Below are 19,004 nucleotides of genomic sequence, written 5' to 3'. Positions count from 1 at the left end.
TACGCTGCCGCCTATTCCTTGAATCGAAGGTCCATCTCGTCTTCAGCGATGATGCTGTCGTCAAAGCCGGTCGAGCGCAGCACACGAACGGTGGCACGCTCCGCCGCAGGAAACTGGTTGCGGTCAAGCACGACCTTCGGGCTCTTCTGGCCAACGGCGATCGTTTGCCATGTTTTCTCGCCGTCAGGCCGCACCTGGATCGTGTAACTGACGCCCGGCTCATCGGGGGCGGCCATGGACATCGATCGCTTTTCGGGATGTCCAGGCGGCCCCGCGCCCATTTCCAATCCTTGAGACCGGGCTGCCACGGTGGGTTCCGGAGAGCCTGCCTCGAACGTGTTCACGACCTTGCCATCATGCAGCAGCACGAGACGGGCCATGCCCTCCGCATACGATACGTTCTGGTCGATCAGCCCGGTCTTCGATGCATGGTCGTCGCTGGGAAGGAGAATGGTTGGCCGCACGCGGCTCAGCTCCTTCCCATCCGCCGCTTCCACGACGAGTTCGAACCCGGTGCCTTGCGGCGGCTGGTTGGCGGGCGGAGCCACGCCTGCCGTTGCTGATTGGCTTGCGGCCGCGGTGGCCGGATTGACATAAAGGAATTCACCCGTACCTGATCCGATGTCGACGGATCCGACGATGTGAATAACTTTGTTCTCGTATGACATCATTCGCCTCCTGATCGTCCGCCAGTATCACGCGTTCGGCGGAGCGAGCGCCGTATCCTCATGGACCAGGTGATCGTGAATGGCCTCATAAGTATATGCCGAGAGCCACTGGCTGTCGGCATAGGTCATCACATCGTGATGGATGTCCCCCGGCAGCGCCCGCATCTGCAGGCCGAGGGCGGGGTCGCCGAAATCGAAGCCCACGAACTCCTGCGCTGGTGAGCTAATCAAGCCACCGGCATAGGGAAAGGTCGTTTCGAGGTTGTCTCGGGGCTGGCCCGTCCCCTGAACAGGATCAAAGGTCGGGAAGCCCGGGTGCCGGCGCTGGAACGTGTGGCCAAGTTCGTGCGCGCCGTACCAGTCCGCGAAACTCGCGTCGCTGTCGCCGGTCCAGCCGTTAGGCACGCCGCAGGGGCCGCATGCCACCGCGCCGAAGATGGTGGTCGCCTCATCGTAAAGGGCGCTGCCGCGCATGAAGCTTTTGCCCGCCTCATTGTCCACCAGGCCATAATAATGGGTCCGTGGATCCATTCCGGATGAAATCTCTCGCGTGCGCAGGGCCGATAGTTGGGCGTTGACCAGGATCGACTGATTGCCCCCGAATGGCGGCCTGAGGCGGTCGCCATCGATGACAATCTGCGACCATTCCAGCGCGGCAACCGGGTAGGCCCGCGTCAGATAGGACCGAAGGTAATCGAAATGGATTGCGCCGGGCGTGATCGTCGCCGTCGGGGCGTTCGTGCTGCGATAGCGAAGCCCGATCGCCCGGATGCGCAACACCGGCGCTGCGACGAAATTGGCGGTCATCGCCGGTTGCGCCGCGAGTGGCAGCTTCTCTCCTCCCGGCACATTGAGGTGGTCGAGACGGAGTTCGATCGATCCGGCGCCGAGCGCGTCGGCCGGAAGAACAAAATTCAGGCTTTCGGCGACATCGAAGCGTTGTCCCATGAGATCGGGCGTGCGCGCCGGATCCAGCTTCACGCGGTTCATCGCCGCGAGATAGAAAGCGCCGCCGTTGGCGCGTCGCCACGAAATCTCGCCAGTCACCAGTGTCGAGGCAGCGACCGTGGCGGGGTCGAGATAGACGCGCACGATTGTGGGTTTGCCGGCAATGAGCCGCACACGGTTGTCGAGCGCCTGGATGACCTGCACGATCTCGACGCCGCGCACGCCGACATTGGCCGCTGAGCCCGTCCCCGCTGCAGCCGAAGCCGCTGCCGCCATTCGCGCCCGGCGCGGCCTCCTGATGGTTGGCTGTTCGTAGGGCGAGGACCCCACCGGATCATATTTCGGCGCCGCCCTGCCGCTGGAGCTCGGCGCATCCGCCGCTGACTTTCCTGGCCGTCGCACACGTGGTTTTGTGGTCAAGGCGCCCTCCCTTCTCTTCTGCACCAGCCACGCTTGGTGTTGCGCATGGCTACCGCGCGATGTTCCCTCAACTTTGGTCAGCGCGCTCGATGATGAAATGATCACGCGTTATACGTTGCGCTAAATTGCCAATCGTTTCACAGGCCTGATGCCATTCGGCGAATATTTCGGCACTGAGCGGCAGCGGATGCTCGTCGGGCTGAAACGTCGTCCCGAGCGGATAAAGCTCGCCGGGCGTCCTTGTCATCTCGATATGGTTTCCGAGCACGAGTGAAACCGGGTGCTCGGATGCGAACGCCGCAAGGCGCGCCGCGCTGCGTCGATAAGCCGCCCAGTCGGCAACAGTCAGCAGGCCAGGGTAGAGCGTGTCCCCGGTCAGCAGAGCCTGCATGCGAGGGTCATAGACGGCGATGTGATCGGAAACGTGGCCTGGAAGGGGCAACACGACCAGCGCGCGGCTGCCGAGATCGAGCGTGGCTTGCCCTTCCGGCCAGGCGGGGAGATTGAACGCGTGCTGAACCGCGCCTACGCCGCGGCCGATAACCCTTGTCTGGGGCCGCCCGGCAAACTGCCTGTCCCAGAAGACATGATCGCCGTGGCCATGTGTGTGCGCTATAATAAGCTCGCTGATGGCGCGACTTTCTTCGGCACGCCGTGACAGCAGCGTATCGACGGCCTCGCGGATCGGGAGGATTTTCCGTGGATCGCCGTCGTCGGGACTGGCCCCCGTATCGAACAGCACGGCCTTCTCGCTGCCCATCAGCAGGTACATGAACGGTGCTTCGAAACTGAAGCACTTGCTCTGCCGGAGCACATGGGTGTCGTCATCGACCGACACCACTTGCAGCGGCGGGTCGGTGCTCGCCGTGCAATCAGCGGAGCCGTGGATCCAACTGACCTCGTCAAGACGGAGCGGCACGGCTTGCGCCTAGAGCCGTCCGCGCGTGTCGCCGGCCGAAAGCACCGCGCTCACCGAAAGCGGCCCGCCAGGACCGCCGGCGGCACCCGCTCCGTCGCCGACGCAGCCGCGAACCGGCTGCGCCGTACTCTGGCCGATGCGCGTTGCGAGCGCCCGGATCGTCATTTGAATCCGGTCTGCGATCTGGCCACCGAACTGGATCGCTCTTCCGTCGATTAGTACATCGCCCAGCACGTAACCGCGGTCGCTCGGCACTTCGATGACGGCTCGGACCGGACGTTCTGGAGTTCCGCGCGTATACTTCCAGAAGGAGGCAGGATCGCTGCCGTCGGGGGTTTCCCATTCCTGCGTGTCCAGGCCGCCGAAATAGATGCCGACGGGGTTGGCGACAGTGACGTCTGCCTTGCTACGCGCATGAAAGTTCACGCGCGCGCCGATGAACGGGTCGCTGTGTCGCTGTTCGGCGCCGTATCGGCCACACCGGATCAATTCCAGGGTATCGACCATCGGCGAACCATCGGCGCGCAGCCGCGTAACCGTTGCCGCGCCCGCGATCTCGATCTCGGCGCCCAGTGTGTTGTTTCTCTGCACGAGGTGCATGGCTCCGTTGGAGGTCGAATTGTTGAAGCGGTTGCGCAGGATGTAGGCGCCCGATGGGGTGAAGAGGTCTGCCTGTGTTGCCGAGGCGTCGACATGTTGCTTGTAGAGTGCGAGCGTTTGGGTCGGATCGGTTGCGGCGAGAAAGCGCCAGTACTCCGGCCCTTCGCAGGTAAACGTGACCCGCGTCATCTTGTTCGTGCCGGATTGCCGGGTCACGCTCCACTCGCAGTACTCGTCCTGAACGTCGCGTGAGGCATCGGCAGAGCGCCAGCGCTCCATGTCCGAGCCGCTGCTGATCTGCACAATGCGGGGAAACGCTGTCCATTTCACATCTTCGAACGCCGGGTTGGGTCCCGCCTCGACTTTGGCGGTATTGAAGAACTGCGCCCGGGGCGAGTCGAACGGATCGCCGCTACCCTCTTGAGCGGAGTTCATCGCGTCGGAGATGAACTGATGCCAGGCATCGCGTTGGGCCGGTCCGAAATCGTCGAGAAAACCCGGTGGGTCAAATCGTTGCAACGCCATATTCACCTCCCTGATGACTGCGCGACAGGACCGGAAATCTCATCGTTCGACCACCTCGGCATCCCTGGTTACTGCCAGGGGCGGCGCGTTCTCGTCGATGTTGCTGAACGGCAGCGTCAGGCCGAATTCAGCTATCCTGCGCTTGCGGAAAGCGCGCCTGCGCCAATCGGCGACACGCATGAAATCGAGAACGCCTTGCGACGTCGCGAGACGCGCGCGCACTTTGGCAACGAACGCGTCAAGCTCCGCGGCGGCCCGTGTGCGCATCGCTCCCTCGTCGAGCGTCAGGTAGTCGGCTGCGATGCGTTCCGGTGCCTCTGGAGGCAGGCCGGCCGCGGCATTGTTGATGTTCCTGCGCGTTTCGGCCTCGATCTGGCCTGCTGGCGTTGTCTCCGCGGGGACGTACTGCAGCAGACTTTCACGCGCGGCCGAGTCAGTCGGATTCCAGGCGTCCACCATCAGGAGCCCAAGCGCAAGGCCGGGAGAAAGGATGCCTCGTCGCGTGAGCTCGCCCACGACCACGCAGTCCTCGAATGCCCGCTCCGAAACCGGCCAGGCAAAGAAGGCATCGCCGGCCTGCTGGAAGCCCGCATCCGAGTGCTTCAGCACGAGTCCGAGTGCGGCGACGGCGCTTTCGTAGTCCGGTCGTCGCACCTGAAACGCCTGGCCGAGTCCGGAGATATCGAGCGCGAGCTGGTTGACGATGCTCTCGACGTCGAAGAAGAAAGTGGCCGGCAGTCCGAACTCAGGCTTGCTCCCGCGGCTTCGCTCCTCGCTTGAGACGATGTTGACGGATGTGGCCGCGAGCAGGTGGCGCAACAGCTCCCTGGGCGCCGCGACACCGCCTGGCGCGCCGAGCAGGCGATCAAGGCGCGCGCGGGTCCAGCGTTGAACGGCCGGGCGTACCACCCGCCGCTCCAGGATGTCCGCGCTCTCGCGGGCAGCGAAAAGCGGATCGGTCCTCACCGGGTGATCGGGCGGAAAGGACTCGAGTGGGATCTCCTGCGCCGTGCTGTTCCAGTGCAGCCAGGGCAAGCGCAGTTCTTTCATGACCAGCGTGCCATTCACGTGGCTATCGAATGGCCCTTTGCCCCGCGCTGCATCATCGAAAGCGTGCCAGGAGGAGCCTTCCCACAACCATGCGTCTCCTGCGCGCTCGTAGAAATGAAACACCTTGTTGCGGCTGTCCCAGCCGGCGACCTGCAGAAAAGCGGTCGGATCGGTCGCGGGCGGTCGCGTGCTGGCCAAAACCGTTGGTCCACTGGCGGGGCGGCCGCGGGTGACGACGTAGCGGACACTCCTCGGCAGCCGCGCGCTTGCACTGTTGAATGGAATCTGGCCGGCTTCCGCGACGACGAAGACCATTTGCTCAGGCAGGCCTTCGGGTGCGCCATTCGTCTCGTTCAGGACGGCGAGAAGTTCGGCAGCCGTCCCTGGGAAGCGCCCGCGCGCCAGTACGAGCTCGAAGAAGGGGTCGCCCAGGGACGCGCGTTCGCCGTCTGTCATGGGTCGGCCTCCATTGGGATCTATACCGACCACTCTCGCGCGAAGGCTGGATGGAGATGAGCCCGCGGAGTCGGAGGGACGATCGAGTCCCGCCGCTGCATACGATAGAGGATGGGTGCGTGTAGGATTAAGCGGATCTTGGCCGAGACTCATGGTGAGCCTCCCTTCCGACGCCTCTGGTGCTTGCCCTCCCAACCATCAGCGTCCCCAATCTCAGTAAGTATTCTTGTCACAATCTAATATAGTATTCACTATCTGCTGATGCCTCGGGTTGCGCAACAATTTTTTGCTGATTGCCACGCGCGGAATGTCGCGGAACCGCTTGCGATGCGGCAGCGCGAACCAAGCGCGTCGAGAAACGACGCATCGTCATTTCGTGGGGTGACAATGCCATCTGGCCCTAAACATGCGGGGCTTGAATTGGACCTTCTGGTCCTGCTACGGCATTCGAATATTGAAATTGAATGGGCACCGTTCGAGTGCCATTGGTGAGATTCACCTCCTTCATCACGCGGCTCAGATTCGCACCAGCTTCGGTTATCGGGAAGTCGCCGCACTCTTCACCCTGCTCGGACGTCCATCCGAGAAACCTGACCGCATTGGGGCTGCTGCCGGCCCGAATGGCATCCTCCACGTCGGGGTCGGTCCGCGCCTCGTTCAGCTCGTGATAAAACGTAGCAACGATGTTTTTCCATGGCTGATCGAACGCGACGATCCCGTTATCGGATCCGCTCGGCCGCGCTTCGGAGAAGACGCCGATAGCGTAGTAGATCGTGACCTTGCTGGTCGGATGGATTGAGCCATGATAGCCGCCCAACCCTCGCAGCGAGCTGGCTTCATCCTCGACTGGAATAGCAGCGGCGGCGGCATTGCCGACCGGGCTGATTGCAGCCGTCGGATCCTCGTCGGTCGTCAAGATCGTTCCGCTCGGCAGCAGGAAATTGAAGACGGTCGAGCCAAAATCGAAACCCTGCAGCGCGCCCTGCTGGAAAAGGCTGTGGACTAGCTGTTCGACGTCGCCTTGCGAGAACTGGGATGGCCTTGCGCCAGGTAGTATGTGCGAGGGCTCGAACGTTGTGGTGATCGGCTTGTTCTTGAAATACTGCATCATGACGTTGTTCAAGTTGGTGTCCGCCATCGCGGCTGCCAAAGCATCGTCGATATTCTTGATGTCGCTTGCCGCCCATGACGATGCGCCACCGATATAGAAATTGGTATAGACGAGGTCCTGGATGATATTTCCACCGTGATTGATCAGATTGTGCGCGGCAGTTGGCGCGAATTTCGATGCGGTCGCCGCTACAACGGCGGCCATCGGCGCGGCCATCCCCCGGTAATACTTTTCAGCCGGCGAACCCGGGGTGGTAACAACGTTCATCGGACGAAATTTGACTGCTCTCTTGGTGGTTGATTTCTTGGCCTTGCCCGATTTCGCGTTCGTAACTGACTTCTTCTTTGTAACTGACTTCTTCGTCTTTGCCTTGGCCATGAGACTTTCCCCTCCTTGAGTAACCCGACATCCGGGCCATCGATATCGTTGCGCGCGTTCGCCGCCACGACGCACGAAATGCGAGAACGTCGATGGCAGCTCAATTCGTGAGCCCACCGGGCAGATCGCAGCCGCGATGGGACTTTCCCTCGATCTTCCAATCACTCTCCCGTCGCTCCGCACGAGCATGCGAAGTGCTTCGGCGCGAGCGACAAGAGGCGCGTGCGAGCGTTGCCGATCTCACGGCGCGAGCTTGAGCACTCCCGGCATGAGGCCCTTGTGGATCGCACAAAAGAAATCGACCGGATCCTTGAACTTGTCCGTGACTTCCAGCCGGAGGCTTCCAGTGAACCCGACGCCGAACTTGCTTGTGGTCCCGTTGCAATCGAGTTCGCGGAGCGCGGCGTTGGGTTTGGCCGTCGTGTCGTCGCAGGCAAGCACGGGACTCTTGTCCTCGGCCGGAGGCCCGCCACCGGTTCGCTTGATGGTGACAAATCCGTGATGGACAGGGCCGCTGGGGATCTGAACCTCGACGATGTCACCGATCTTCAGATCATCGACGGCGAGAGGTGTGGAAGCCGTCGATTTCTTGTCCTTGTAGGTCCAGGCCAGCCCCTGGACACCGATCACATGGGTGTCGGCCGCAGATGCAACACCCGCAAATGCCAGAGTTGCACCGACAATGATGCTCGCGATCGGAAGCGGCATTGACAACGTTCTCATTGGTCTCCTCCTCACTTGGCGTTTTGACGCTATTGCGCTGCCAGCCCGGGACCCCAGACCTCGATAGGAGCCATCAACCCTTTGTCCTCGTGCTTGAGGATATGGCAATGGAAAACGAAGCGTCCGAGCTGCTGGCTTGTATCGAAGCTCATCACCACGAACACCGACTGCCCCGGAGGCAGCGGAATTGTATCGTGCCAGCGTCGCGTCGCGCCGGGATCCAGGTCGCTATTTTTTTGATCGTCATAGAGATCATAGTTTGGCGTATCCGCCGGGCATGCGCCCTGGCCGCAGGTGCGCGCCGAATCGGGAGGCTTTATGAAGTAGCTGTTGAGTTCGTCGGCTGTCGCCAAGCGAAATTTCATCTGGTGAATGTGGAAATTATGCAGAGTGCTTGTTTGATTGGACAGAACCCAAAGCTGTTTGTGGCTACCTGCATGAGCTTTCTTGTCGATGAAGACACACACATGCTTCTTGTTCGTCCAATCGACGAGCCCATCGTTTCCGACATATTCCTCGAACGGGATGCCCCCTCCGTTAAGCCCGACCGTCGTTTTGTCGAGATCTTCGTCCGCTGGTGGGTTGTGCATCGATTCGTCCTGCGGGTCTGGTCCCGTCGGGCGCACTATCTGGGTGAAAACGCTCCAATCGGTCGTTTGCCCGTGGCTTGTCGTGACGCCATCCAGAAACATGACCCGGCGATACTCACGAAACGCCGGGGCCAGATCGCGAATGCATCCCGGGGGTAGCTTCGCAGTCTCAATCGCCAGGGCCGGGCTCGCAATTTGGGGCGGACCAGGGGTGGCGACGGCAGCATTCAATGCGATCCGCACGTTGCTGGCAGTGGCATTAGGCTCCAGCACGATACGGGCCAGCTGGATCTCCGGCCATTCGTCCGTTCCCGCTTCGACCCGGTGCCGCTTGGTTTTCAGCATATAGACCTGCCGGGTCGGACGCTTGTCGTCGTTGCGCACGTAGATCTCCGCGCGCGTGGCCGGCATCATCAGCACATCGTCATAGTCGACGGCCTGCACTGGCTTCTGTGCCTGCCCGGGTGCAATCGGTATCGCCGGGACTACTCCATCGAGGCTGAGGATCGTCATTCGCAGAGGCTTCTTGTCCGCCGCGTCCTCGTTCCGCAGCTCCAGCCAGTACGGGATGTTGGCGCTGAGATTGCCCAGCCGGAGGAGGAGATTCTTGCCGCCCTCCACAGTGATCGTCGGGTATCGCTGCCCGTTCACCGTAAAGAGCAGTGCCTTCGTCTGTTCGCGCTGACAAAAGCCGGTTCGCAGCTTCGGATCGAGGTCCGGTCCGGAACCGTCCGGCTTCCACACCCCGCACGGCTTGCCTGGAGTAAAATCCCGCGCTGCCGGATCTGGATCCCACATCGCAGCATGGCCGTTCGCCTCGTCGGGGAGCTTGGCGATGTTCATTACCGGCATGTCGCGGAGCAGCGCATAGCGCACGATGGTGATGCGTTTCAGGTCGCTTGTGTCCTTCGCGACGTCGTTGGAGCATTTCTCCTTGTCGTTCGGATCCGGCAGACAGCCCGCCTTCACGTTGGCCGTTGCTTCGCCGACCGAAAGAAGACCCGACATTCCACCCATCACCTGATCGGACGAGATCCCGTGCAGATGCGAGTGATACCAATTCAGCCCAAGAGGGTGCGGGATGAGTCCCGTGCTTTCGAGAACGCGTGCGTCGATCATGTCATTGCCGGGGATCGGCGTCTTTCCCGGGATCGGCACCTTGTAATCGAAACTCAGGCCGGGCTTGAGATGGACATAGACGTTGTCGCCCGTGCCAAGCTCCGCGGGCGCGGGTCGCGCGTTGTTCGGCGATACGATTCCGCCATGAAAATAATGAAGGTTCGTCGAACCGTCATTGTGGTCGTGCATGCCGCCGTTGGCGCTGGGGGTGAGCGCGTTGATCAGGTGCGCCGAAACGGTATCGCCCGGCATCGCTTCAACGATCGGCGTCAGATAGTTGTAATTGTAGTTTCCGGAGGTGACCTTGTAGCCACCCATGACGATCTCGGCGCTGGCTGCCTTCAGAGTGATCTTCACCTCGTTTTGGCCATTGCCGAGCGGCGTAATGGAGCAGATGCCAGCGAGATCAGGCTGTCCTGCCGTTGCTTCAGAGCAGATTGGCGGCTGAACGAGCTCTGCTGCGATTGCCGGCTGAAGCAGGAAACCCAAGGCGACCCCGGTCACCCATGCAGCCTGGCCGAACCGGATTGGAAGTCGCGCTTCCCAGGGATTTAAGCGTTGCATCGCCTGACTACCCAAATGACGGTGCGCGCATGACGCCGCGCACGAAAGCGCGGACCAAATTCAAGCGATTCAAAAAGGCGTTCGAACTAATAAAAAGACGTAAGCGACCTCACGTTGTTGTTGATACTATATGCGCCGTTCTGGTGTAGTCAATCCATTCCACGCAGCCAGCGACGAAGACCCCAGATGCGACCAATGATTGAAATGACTGGTCTGTGGGCGCTTCCGGGTCCGCGAGGGCGGCCGGTCACATAGGGAAAATCAACCAGCCGTTCGGAGGCAGCCGCGCCGGCTGCGTCCTCGGCGATGCTTTTCGTCGGGTCCGGCGCCTTGGCCCCGGCAAAGGCCAGTTCTTGTCGACGATCGCCAGTCGCGCGCCGGATTTCGCAAGGCGCCGCTTCTTCGGCAGGGCGCGATCCGCAGGTTGTTCAGTTCCTTCTATGGGCAGCGGCCGCCGGAGCTTCCAGTCTGGCTGTGATGATCCCGTTCCGCCAAAGCCAGCCCAGAACCGCCAGGGCTTTCTCCAGCGAAATCGCGCCGGGCTTCGCGGTCTCCGGAAAGATCGTGCTTCGTGAACCGAAGCACCAGGTCGAACAGGTGGCTGATTAGCTAGTGCGTCATTTGCTGAGGTTGATGAGCTTCTGGACGGCATCCATGCTCTTATAGCGGTGACGTCGTGGGAGCAATGGCGCAAGGATGAGTTTATGCGGGCGGTCGAGGTGTTGACTGAGGCGCAGTTGATAGTCGGGCGAATTGTTTGCCTTCCGCAAGATGCTGCGACCCTCTAGTCATTCGCGGCGGCGATGAAACTGTTCACCTACTGCTAAGACTCTCCCATGGGAGGGCCACTTGTGTTTTGGGCGTGCCGTTCGGCCGGGCTTAGGCGTTGCCCGGAGCCGCTCCGCCGTCTCCGCCCTTCGGGCCACAATCCCTCACCCAAGCGCTAATGAACTCCTCGCCGGAGGCACGTCACGGGCTGCAATGCCACTAGGATTTTAGGATGAAATTGGTTTCTGGGCCCTACAGGTCGGTCAATGTGCAATTGCTATTCGATTACGAAGAACCAGGACGCGATTCGTCGGCTGTTCGACGTGACGAGAGAGTGCCGGCAACCTGCCGCCGCTTCCCCGCATTTTCCCGGAATGGCCGAAAATTCTCGGGTCACAGCTTCCTTCGCGAAAACCGTAATGACTACCCGATGCGAGGAAACAAAACGGCTCGCGCCCATCAGCGCCGCAGGGGCAAAATGGCGGCATCTTAGCCCAGAGAATCATGCAATAGACGGTCTCTGGGATGCTAGTTGTGGTTGCACCTTCTCCACGTTTTGTTAATTTCGAAGACCGGCCACGAGGGGGATATTTCGGTGCGCGCAGTTTTTGGATTTTTTGCCTTTCTGTTGATCGCTCCAACCAGTGCTTTCGCTCAAGGGGCAGCCGACAATACCGCACTATCGCTGACGGATCTGGTTCGCGAGCTGAAAGTCGCTCTTCTGCAGGTGGGGGAGGCCAGCGAGAGGCAGCACCTACCGAAGCTCGAGAGTGCGGTTCTTGAGGCTAAAACTTCAATGAAACTGGAAGGTGATGGCAAGATCAGCCTGTGGGTTATCGAACTGGGCGGCGGTCAGAACAACGAATACGCGTCAACTGTAACCTTGACCCTAAAGCCGCCTCCGCCCGGCTCCTCATCCAATATCGCGGCTGTGCACCTCGCTGATGCGTTGAGAGAGGCGATTATTTCTGGAGCTCGCGCAATAAATGCAGCTGGGCAAGGGAATCCACCACTTGTCGCCGACAAATTGGAAGCGGCGGTTCATTTCGCCGTCACGCGCGACGCGAGTGGAAAGGTAGCGATCAAGTTTCCGCCATTTGAAGTTTCCGGCGGCGGCGGCGCGACGAGTGCTGCAGTTCAAACGATAACAGTTACCTACAAGGAATAGCGGACGATGTTTAGAACCTGCTGTCGGATCGCACTGGTTCATCTCGCCAGTATCGTCTTGGCAGTGGTTGCGACTGTGAATGTCGCCTCTGCAGATTTTAATTTTCGAAGTGATACGGCAGTTCGCACACGCAGTCTTTCCGCAACTGTGCGGATATTCGCGGCCGAAACTGGCGGTCAGCAGCTTGGCTCCGGGTTTGTCATCGATAGCAGTGAGGGGTTAATCCTGACTGCCGCGCATGTCGTATCAGAACTTAAGGACTTTGCCTGGGTTGTTTTTCCAAAAGAGAAGACGCGCCATAGGGTGCGTGCCCTGAGGTCGAATGGCGTTTCGCCCACCCTCGACCTAGCGGTACTGAAGCTCGATCCAGCGCTCGGTGATATCGATAGCCTGGAACTTCAGTTCGAGAAGATGAGTTCAGAGCAAGACCACGGAATAACGGGATACGGCCGCTCGAGCGAAGAACCTCAAGAAGCGACGGCGAGGCCGAGCCTCTCTGAGGAATGTCTATATACTATGCGTGGCGCAACCCTCTACGGCGACAGCGGGTCAGCTGTCTTGACGGTGGATGGCCTGGTTGACGGCATTGCCGTGGACGGCGCGGAGTCGGGTGGCGGCAACACCATGGCCGAAATGAAAGTGCTTCCGCTTTCTTGTGCGATGTCTTTAATCCTTGACGCCGTTCCAGACGTCCAGAGCGAGAAAATCATCGCTACGATTGCCAAGGGAAGTGAATCTGCATTGCGCCATGCTTTTCAGCCTCCCCCTAAGCCTGGATGGGTCAGCAATCTTCGCTTAGCTAAGGCGTTACAGGGGTGGATCGCCAAACATAAAAGCCAGAGGCAAGCGATCGAAGAGCGGCGTTTGTCCGTTGCTCTTGAAATCATTGTGAACCGGCATCTAGGCTTTGAAATTGCTGTTGCATTCACCCGGTTCGGCTCAGCGTCTGAAAAGAACGCGGCTGACGCGCTTCAACAGTTTGCACATGCAGAACTCGGTCGCGGTTCCACAGCGAACGCTGAAAGAGCTTATGCTGCGGCGCAGGAGCTCTATACTAGGTATGCGAGCGTGCACTTGCCCGATACGAGTAGCGGCATTCCTGCTGGAACTGCCGACATAGCCGCCGCCTACAAGGGGGTCGCGGACACCTTGGTGGCAAGAGCGCTGATCAGCGGAAAAAAGCAAGACCTCAACAAAGCAACGTCCTTTGCTGCTGCTGCGGTCCTATATGCCCCCCGAGGCAAACTGAAGGCGGAGTCTTGGGCGACGCTTGGTACAGCATCGCAGGAGGCCGGCGAGGTCTCAGTCGCCGTTCCTGCTTATCAGGCGGCTCTTGATCAGGGCGCGCCAGCGACTTGGGTAGCTAAAGATCTGCTGAAGGCAAAATCGACACTCGGACAGCGCCCGCAAGCGGATCTTACAGCTGGATATTTCGACGACGGCGCTCGTGCGGCATTGACTAATATTGCAGCCGGCTCTCCGGAAGCGAATTCGACCCTGACAGGCCTCTATAAGGAGTTTGGCAGCGCAGTTGGAAAAATCGAAGTCGTTTGCGCTCGGGCAAGCAACCGACTGGAGAAAACCGAAGGGACCTTCTTCTTGCTATCTAAGGATGGGTACGCACTCACTGCCGCGCATCTATTTGACGGCGAAAGCTGTCAAAACAGCAGAACTTTGGTGAAACTGGGCTCCTCGGCATCCCCTCAGTCAGCAAATCTTGTGAATCTGGACAGAGAGCACGACTTAGCGCTGATCAAATTGCCCGAAGGCTACTACAAACCAGCGAAGTTATCTCAGGAGCCAATTGCGTCAGGCGAACCAATAGCTGCGTTTGGTTTTCCAACAAATCAAGGTTTTGCAGCCACTATGGGAGCAGTCGCTCCCACGAACACGCAAGGTGGGCAGGTGCATCTGCACTACGAGTTATCGCCCGGCTTTTCTGGAGGCCCCGTTTTCGACAGTCATGGACAAGTGACTGGGGTCGCTATTGCCAATCCACTTTCGTCATCTTCCCCGGTCTTTGTGCCTATCGAGTTGGCGAAGCCGCTGACGACAGGTCTTGGCCTTCAATAACACTCGCAACTTTCAGGCTCAGCGGTAAGGCAATTCACGATCGAAAAAGATTGCCATTGGAAGTGTCTTTAGGGTGCACTCAATGCCACACCCAAAAACCGTGTCACACGGATTGGATTTCGGAATTTCTTGACACATGTTGCGTCAATCCTCGCCGATGTCGCAGCTGCTACTCAACGTCATGGGCTCCTTTGCGGAGTTTGAGCGGGCGCTCATTCGCGAGCGTCAGCGCGAGGGTATCGCCGTGGCCAAGAGAAAGGGTGTCTACGAAGGTCGCAAGCGCTCAGTGCCCACAGCAGGTCGGAGAGATGCTCGGCGCTGCCGAAGATGGGGCTCTCATCAGAACCGAAGAGCGCCGCGATTGGCGGATTCTCGCTGTCGAGGTTGTCGTCCACCGCTGAGAGGAATTCTGTTAATCGGCGTTTCCGAGCACTGCGCGGACGGTTGCGGACGCTTTGGAACGGGCTTGAGCAGCGTAGTTGGTGCCCCTGCGAGGCACTCAACTACGCCTACCAATCTCCCTCCGGCGCGGACTTTTGGAGGTCGAGGCCATAGCGGGCAAGGCGCTGCTGCATACTCTTCGCTTCGGAAACGACGGCTATGTCTACGCCTTCCATCGGTGCCAGTAACCGCGCGGCTTGGCCGCTCGTCAGAAATGGAAGGAGACAGTGGCACACCTTGTATTACGTTATTTGTCGAAACCTTTCCCGAAACTCGTTGGGAACGGCCGCCGGCACAGCGTCACATGCCGCGCATAAGACCTCGCCGATCTTGCGCCAGCCACCCGATGGACTGGCGCACGCCTGCAAGAGCGCGGGAGCTGTCACAGCTGGTGCGCGCAGGAGGAACCCTTGCTCGGCCAGTCGTCGCCACGCGCCTGTTACCAAGCGCTCGATTTCATCCAGAGCATAGAGCCCGGTCCCTGCGTTTGGCAGCACACTCGTCCAATACTGGTGCACCGCCAGGAGCTCCGCAGGCCGCGTAGCATTATCGATCGCAAGCCTGATCGACGCGGCCGCCTGCCAAGCCCATGGCAGGGACTGGTCACGCATGGCCACTTGCGCGTCCATCGTGTTGTCGATGAATAATGCCGTAACGAACGCCAACCATGGCGCCACAATATCCGAAAGCCCCGCGTTGGCGGCGCCTGTTTCCCAGCGATCGATCTCCTTCTGCGTCAACGCAGCCCGAGCCGTCAGCGCGATGATCGCATTCAACATCATGCTCAAAACCACCTCGCTGTCAGATTGCCCGCGATCAGGCGCAGTCGCGTCGGTGGGAAGCGGGTCGGCCGGGTCCAGTCCGCCTTCTTTGTAGTACTGTCGGCAGAAGGCGAAGGAGTCCGTGTAATCGCCCACTACTTCCACGAAATCCTCAAACGCCAGATCGCTCAGGCGACGATGAAGCCGCAGGCGATCAACGGCGAAACGCATGATGCCGTAACGCGAGCTTTTGAGCTGACCTTCGTGTGCACGGAATTGTTCGTCGCCAAGCTTGGCCGCAAACTCGAACTGCAGGACATGTGTCCACATCGCGTCGCTCGGTGTCGATGGCGCGCTGGCTTGCTTGACCGGCTCCAAGCTGCTGCAGCAGGCCGGTGGCGGCTCCGAAAACTCTGTCGGGGCCGTCCCGGCGGCCGTGCCTGCCATCCACATCATGGTGTGACCGGCCCGCTTTCGCAGCAGATAGGCCCCCTCGTCGGCGTCGTCTGGGGGCAACCAGTCGATTGCGGTAAGACCTCGCGTCAGGCATTCGAGCGCGCCGCCATTGTCGCCACCCATCCAACGCGCGAAGCCTTCGTCCACGAGCAGGCCTGCACAATACGTCGCCTGATTGACTTCATCGGCCAGGGCTCGCGCACTGCGCAGCCAATCCGCCGACTCGGTCCATTTGCCGAGACGCGCTGCGGCTATCGCGGCGAGGCGATGCGAGAAGGTCTGCTGGAGATCGAATTCGTCCTGCGGTGTCCAGCGCGGCAGCAGTTCCTGCCATATTGCCAAAGCATCTGCTGGATCACCCTTGCGCATCAAGATTGTCGCGAGGGCGTCCTCCTGGCCCGGCGATCGCCCGATTTCACCGGCCATCTTGTCAGCCAGCCGCAGCGCCTGCTCGGGGTCGTTCAAGTTCTCGTCGACGAGCCGCGCAATCGCTCGAGCCGCTCCCTGTGTCAAACCCGGCAGCGCACAACGCCGCCCAAGCGCATACGCCCTCTCTAAGACCTCACGGCATGCCAGCCAATCGGGTACTGCGAGCTTGACCTCGGCCAACCACACGCGATCGAAGATGTGCTGCGCAATCGATTCTCGACCCCCGATGAACCACAGAAGGCGGCGCGCATCGTCAGGCACCGGTTCGCAAGCCTCCAGGAGCTCCACAAGGTTGAGCCGATTGGTCAGATGTGGCACAAGCGCCGAGCCGCCTACGGTGGCCAGATCAGGCGTCCCATCCGGACCGGTCATCGCTTGATCGAATTCGGCAGTGTGGACCTCGGCGAGGACGTCGTTCAATTCATCGCTGAGCCGGATGTATTCGAGCCCCATTGATACCAGCCGCGCGATGGGCAGGTTGACCTCGCTGCGGAGCAGCACCTGACCTAGAAACAGATGACGCGCCAGCCGTAGTTGCGTGCCCGCGACCGTAGCACCCAGTTCCTCGTCCACGCAGGCAATGATCGACGCCGCGGCATCCTCGTCGTGGTTCGCGGCCGCCAGCCTGAACTGAAAAAGACGAATGAAGAACAGGGAGAAAGCATCGGCCTCCGGACGCTTCGCTTCACCGGTGCCGACCAACACAAACCAGTCGGCGCTCTGCGCCAGCGCTTGCCAGGTGTCATTGTCTGATCTCACTATGCCGAAGGACAGATGGGCGATCGCTGGCCAATCCTGTGCCGCAATCGCATGGAACAGGATCGTTGAGACATCTGTGGGCGATAGCGTGCGGAAACCGAGTAGCGCGCGGGCGATGTCACGATGCATGGCCGTGGCCCATGCTTCGCCTTGGACCTCCGGCCCGACACCACGCAGAAGTGGCGACACCCTGTAGAGACCCTCCGCCACCGTTTCCAGCCACGGCCCAACCAGCTTATCGAACGCAAGACCCGGTTCGGCGATTGGCGGAGACTGGCCCGCAATCGCGAACACCTGGCGCCGGGGCATGGCTTGCATGGTCAGGCTCAGACGGTAAACCAGTTCTCGCGTCGACGAATCGAGGGCGGTGATGAGCCGTCGCGCTTCGGATCGGGCTTCGACGACATCGGACGGAGTCAGCATCACGCTTTGCAGGTCCGGCGTCGGAAAACTCTCCGCCTCGAGTGTGGCAACACGCGCATGCACAAGCTGCGCATGGCCGCTGGTATGAAGCTCAACGAATGCCGCCAGCGTAGGCGCTTGAGGCTCCGGACAGCCGCGCGCGATGAGGAATGCAACGATCTCATCCCGCGAGAATGCCGGCATTGCCAGCGTCGCGGACGCTGGCAAATTCAGCGCAAGCAACAGCCGCTGCGGCAGCTTGACTGTCGAAGTAATGAGCAGATTGCCGCCGCGCTCGCCGAGAATGATCTTGATCCAAGCCAGCGGTGTTTCCAGTGGGCGAGAGTCCGGTGGCAGCTCGATATCATCAAGCACGATATGAGTGAGCCCATCCTCCGCAAGGATCTCCGTGACGGTGCGATCTAGCATGTCCGTGACCGCCGCGGCCGACAGGCCACGCAGATCGACCCATCCCCAGGATGATGTACCAACAGTTATGTGACCGATGGCGGCGATCGATTTGCCAACGCCGGTGCCACCTTGCAGGAGGAGTACCGGGTGGCTGGAAAGCCGAGTCGTGATCTCGGCCAGAACCGACTGACGTGCATAGTAGCGCGCTGGTAAGGGCGGCGGTCGGCCGACCGCGAGGCGTTTGCCGCCAACCGCCACCGGGAGCAGTCCGGCTGGCACCAAACGCTGAGGGATCGCGGCGAAAAGAGCGTTCGCGGCGGCAGCAGGAAGAGACACGTGGGTCCGATCATGGAATAGCCGCAACAAGTCAGCACGCGTCAAAGAGCGGTCCCTTTGGCGCGTCGCAGTCGCATACGCGGTGGCGTAAAGATGCTCCGCGACCTCTTCCGCCTTGTCAGGCGCCACACCAACCGGCTGGCCCATGATCACAAGCCGGTCCTTGATCTCCCGAATGATCTCCGGCGCTTCCTCGGCATCCATGTCCCATTCGATGGGCGCGATCAGTTGCTGCCAGATCTGCGCATCCGACGACCCGCGCAAATGGGCTTGCACCGCCATCGACACCTTCCCTTCGGTCAAGAGAAAGTCCGCAATCGCCCGTGCACTGCGTTCGCGCGACGCCGCGTCATCTGATAAACGGCAATCGCGCCAAAGCCGCAATCCACCGATCCCGGCTCCGAACGGCGCGCCGTGCTCGACGCCGATGCCGCCTGTGGTCAGGAAACGGAACTTGATCGTGTGCCGGGGATTGCGTTGTCGGTGGGCCCAGGCGTTGTCGATCGCTTCGATAACGTCGCTCGATCGCAAGGTGACGTTGCCTGTGACATCCTTAACCTGGATCGTCTCCGCGGTGAGTCCACTGACGCGATCAAAGTCTTCCGCGCCTTCCAGGTAGAGAAATTCAGCTTCACCCAGATCCATCCAGGCGAGAATGCTGCGCCAAATCTGGGCCCAATAACCGCGAATTGACGCTGCCGCCTCGCGAGCGGGGTCGTTGACCAAAGGTGCGTTCCCGTCCGCGTTCACCATGCCACAGCCGAGACCGCCGCCCGTTGAGCCGACACTGATGACGTATCATGTCGTAGCCGCCCCGGCACTTCGCTTGCCGCGGTGACCGACGCTGATTTTAATGGCGCGTCCGATACGGTTCTAACGTGTGACCTCCATTTGCGTGGGCGGCGCGTGCGGTATTGATGTCTCCAAAT

At 60.5% G+C, this 19,004-nt stretch carries 11 protein-coding genes and 1 pseudogene; 3 read left to right on the top strand and 9 right to left on the bottom strand.

Features of this window, described 5'->3' with window-relative positions:
- Positions 1-11: 11 nt before the first annotated feature.
- The 8 genes from ACP2YP_RS32695 to ACP2YP_RS32660 all read right to left on the bottom strand — a co-directional run bounded on the left by ACP2YP_RS32695 (position 12) and on the right by ACP2YP_RS32660 (position 10,011).
- On the bottom strand, positions 12-668 hold the full coding sequence (locus tag ACP2YP_RS32695) for a hypothetical protein (protein ID WP_426420315.1): 657 nt from the start codon (positions 666-668) through the stop codon (positions 12-14).
- A 27-nt stretch (positions 669-695) separates the two neighbouring features.
- On the bottom strand, positions 696-1,892 hold the full coding sequence (locus ACP2YP_RS32690; RefSeq protein ID WP_426420314.1) for a hypothetical protein: 1,197 nt from the start codon (positions 1,890-1,892) through the stop codon (positions 696-698).
- A gap of 211 nt (positions 1,893-2,103) precedes the next feature.
- Positions 2,104-2,955 carry an MBL fold metallo-hydrolase gene (locus tag ACP2YP_RS32685; protein WP_426420313.1) on the bottom strand — a complete coding sequence of 284 codons (852 nt, stop codon included), beginning with the start codon at positions 2,953-2,955 and terminating at the stop codon, positions 2,104-2,106.
- A gap of 9 nt (positions 2,956-2,964) precedes the next feature.
- Positions 2,965-4,080 (bottom strand): hypothetical protein, encoded by a 1,116-nt coding sequence (locus ACP2YP_RS32680; RefSeq protein ID WP_426420312.1) that lies wholly within the window; start codon positions 4,078-4,080, stop codon positions 2,965-2,967.
- A gap of 39 nt (positions 4,081-4,119) precedes the next feature.
- Positions 4,120-5,586 (bottom strand): hypothetical protein, encoded by a 1,467-nt coding sequence (locus tag ACP2YP_RS32675; protein WP_426420311.1) that lies wholly within the window; start codon positions 5,584-5,586, stop codon positions 4,120-4,122.
- A 400-nt stretch (positions 5,587-5,986) separates the two neighbouring features.
- Positions 5,987-7,075, bottom strand: coding sequence for a hypothetical protein (locus ACP2YP_RS32670; protein WP_426420310.1), 1,089 nt, complete (start codon positions 7,073-7,075; stop codon positions 5,987-5,989).
- Between the two features lie 240 nt (positions 7,076-7,315).
- Entirely contained in the window at positions 7,316-7,798 is a 483-nt protein-coding gene (locus ACP2YP_RS32665) for a hypothetical protein (RefSeq protein WP_426420309.1), read from the bottom strand.
- A 29-nt stretch (positions 7,799-7,827) separates the two neighbouring features.
- Entirely contained in the window at positions 7,828-10,011 is a 2,184-nt protein-coding gene (locus ACP2YP_RS32660) for a multicopper oxidase domain-containing protein (protein WP_426420308.1), read from the bottom strand.
- 1,423 nt (positions 10,012-11,434) lie between these two features.
- Between ACP2YP_RS32660 and ACP2YP_RS32655 the strand changes: the two genes are divergently transcribed.
- The 3 genes and pseudogenes from ACP2YP_RS32655 to ACP2YP_RS32645 all read left to right on the top strand — a co-directional run.
- The gene (locus ACP2YP_RS32655; protein ID WP_426420307.1) at positions 11,435-12,007 is read left to right on the top strand and encodes a trypco2 family protein; all 573 of its coding nucleotides are present in this window, start codon (positions 11,435-11,437) and stop codon (positions 12,005-12,007) included.
- A 6-nt stretch (positions 12,008-12,013) separates the two neighbouring features.
- Entirely contained in the window at positions 12,014-14,080 is a 2,067-nt protein-coding gene (locus tag ACP2YP_RS32650) for a S1 family peptidase (RefSeq protein ID WP_426420306.1), read from the top strand.
- Positions 14,081-14,216: 136 nt separating this feature from the next.
- A pseudogene (locus ACP2YP_RS32645) lies at positions 14,217-14,288 on the top strand (hypothetical protein); the annotation flags it as partial.
- A gap of 475 nt (positions 14,289-14,763) precedes the next feature.
- On the opposite strand, the gene ACP2YP_RS32640 reads toward ACP2YP_RS32645, so the two are convergent.
- On the bottom strand, positions 14,764-18,801 hold the full coding sequence (locus ACP2YP_RS32640; protein ID WP_426420305.1) for a hypothetical protein: 4,038 nt from the start codon (positions 18,799-18,801) through the stop codon (positions 14,764-14,766).
- Between the last annotated feature and the right edge of the window lie 203 nt (positions 18,802-19,004).

The organism is Bradyrhizobium genosp. A, from assembly GCF_049949275.1.
Lineage (GTDB): Bacteria > Pseudomonadota > Alphaproteobacteria > Rhizobiales > Xanthobacteraceae > Bradyrhizobium.
This window is presented reverse-complemented; position numbering and strand designations above follow the sequence as displayed.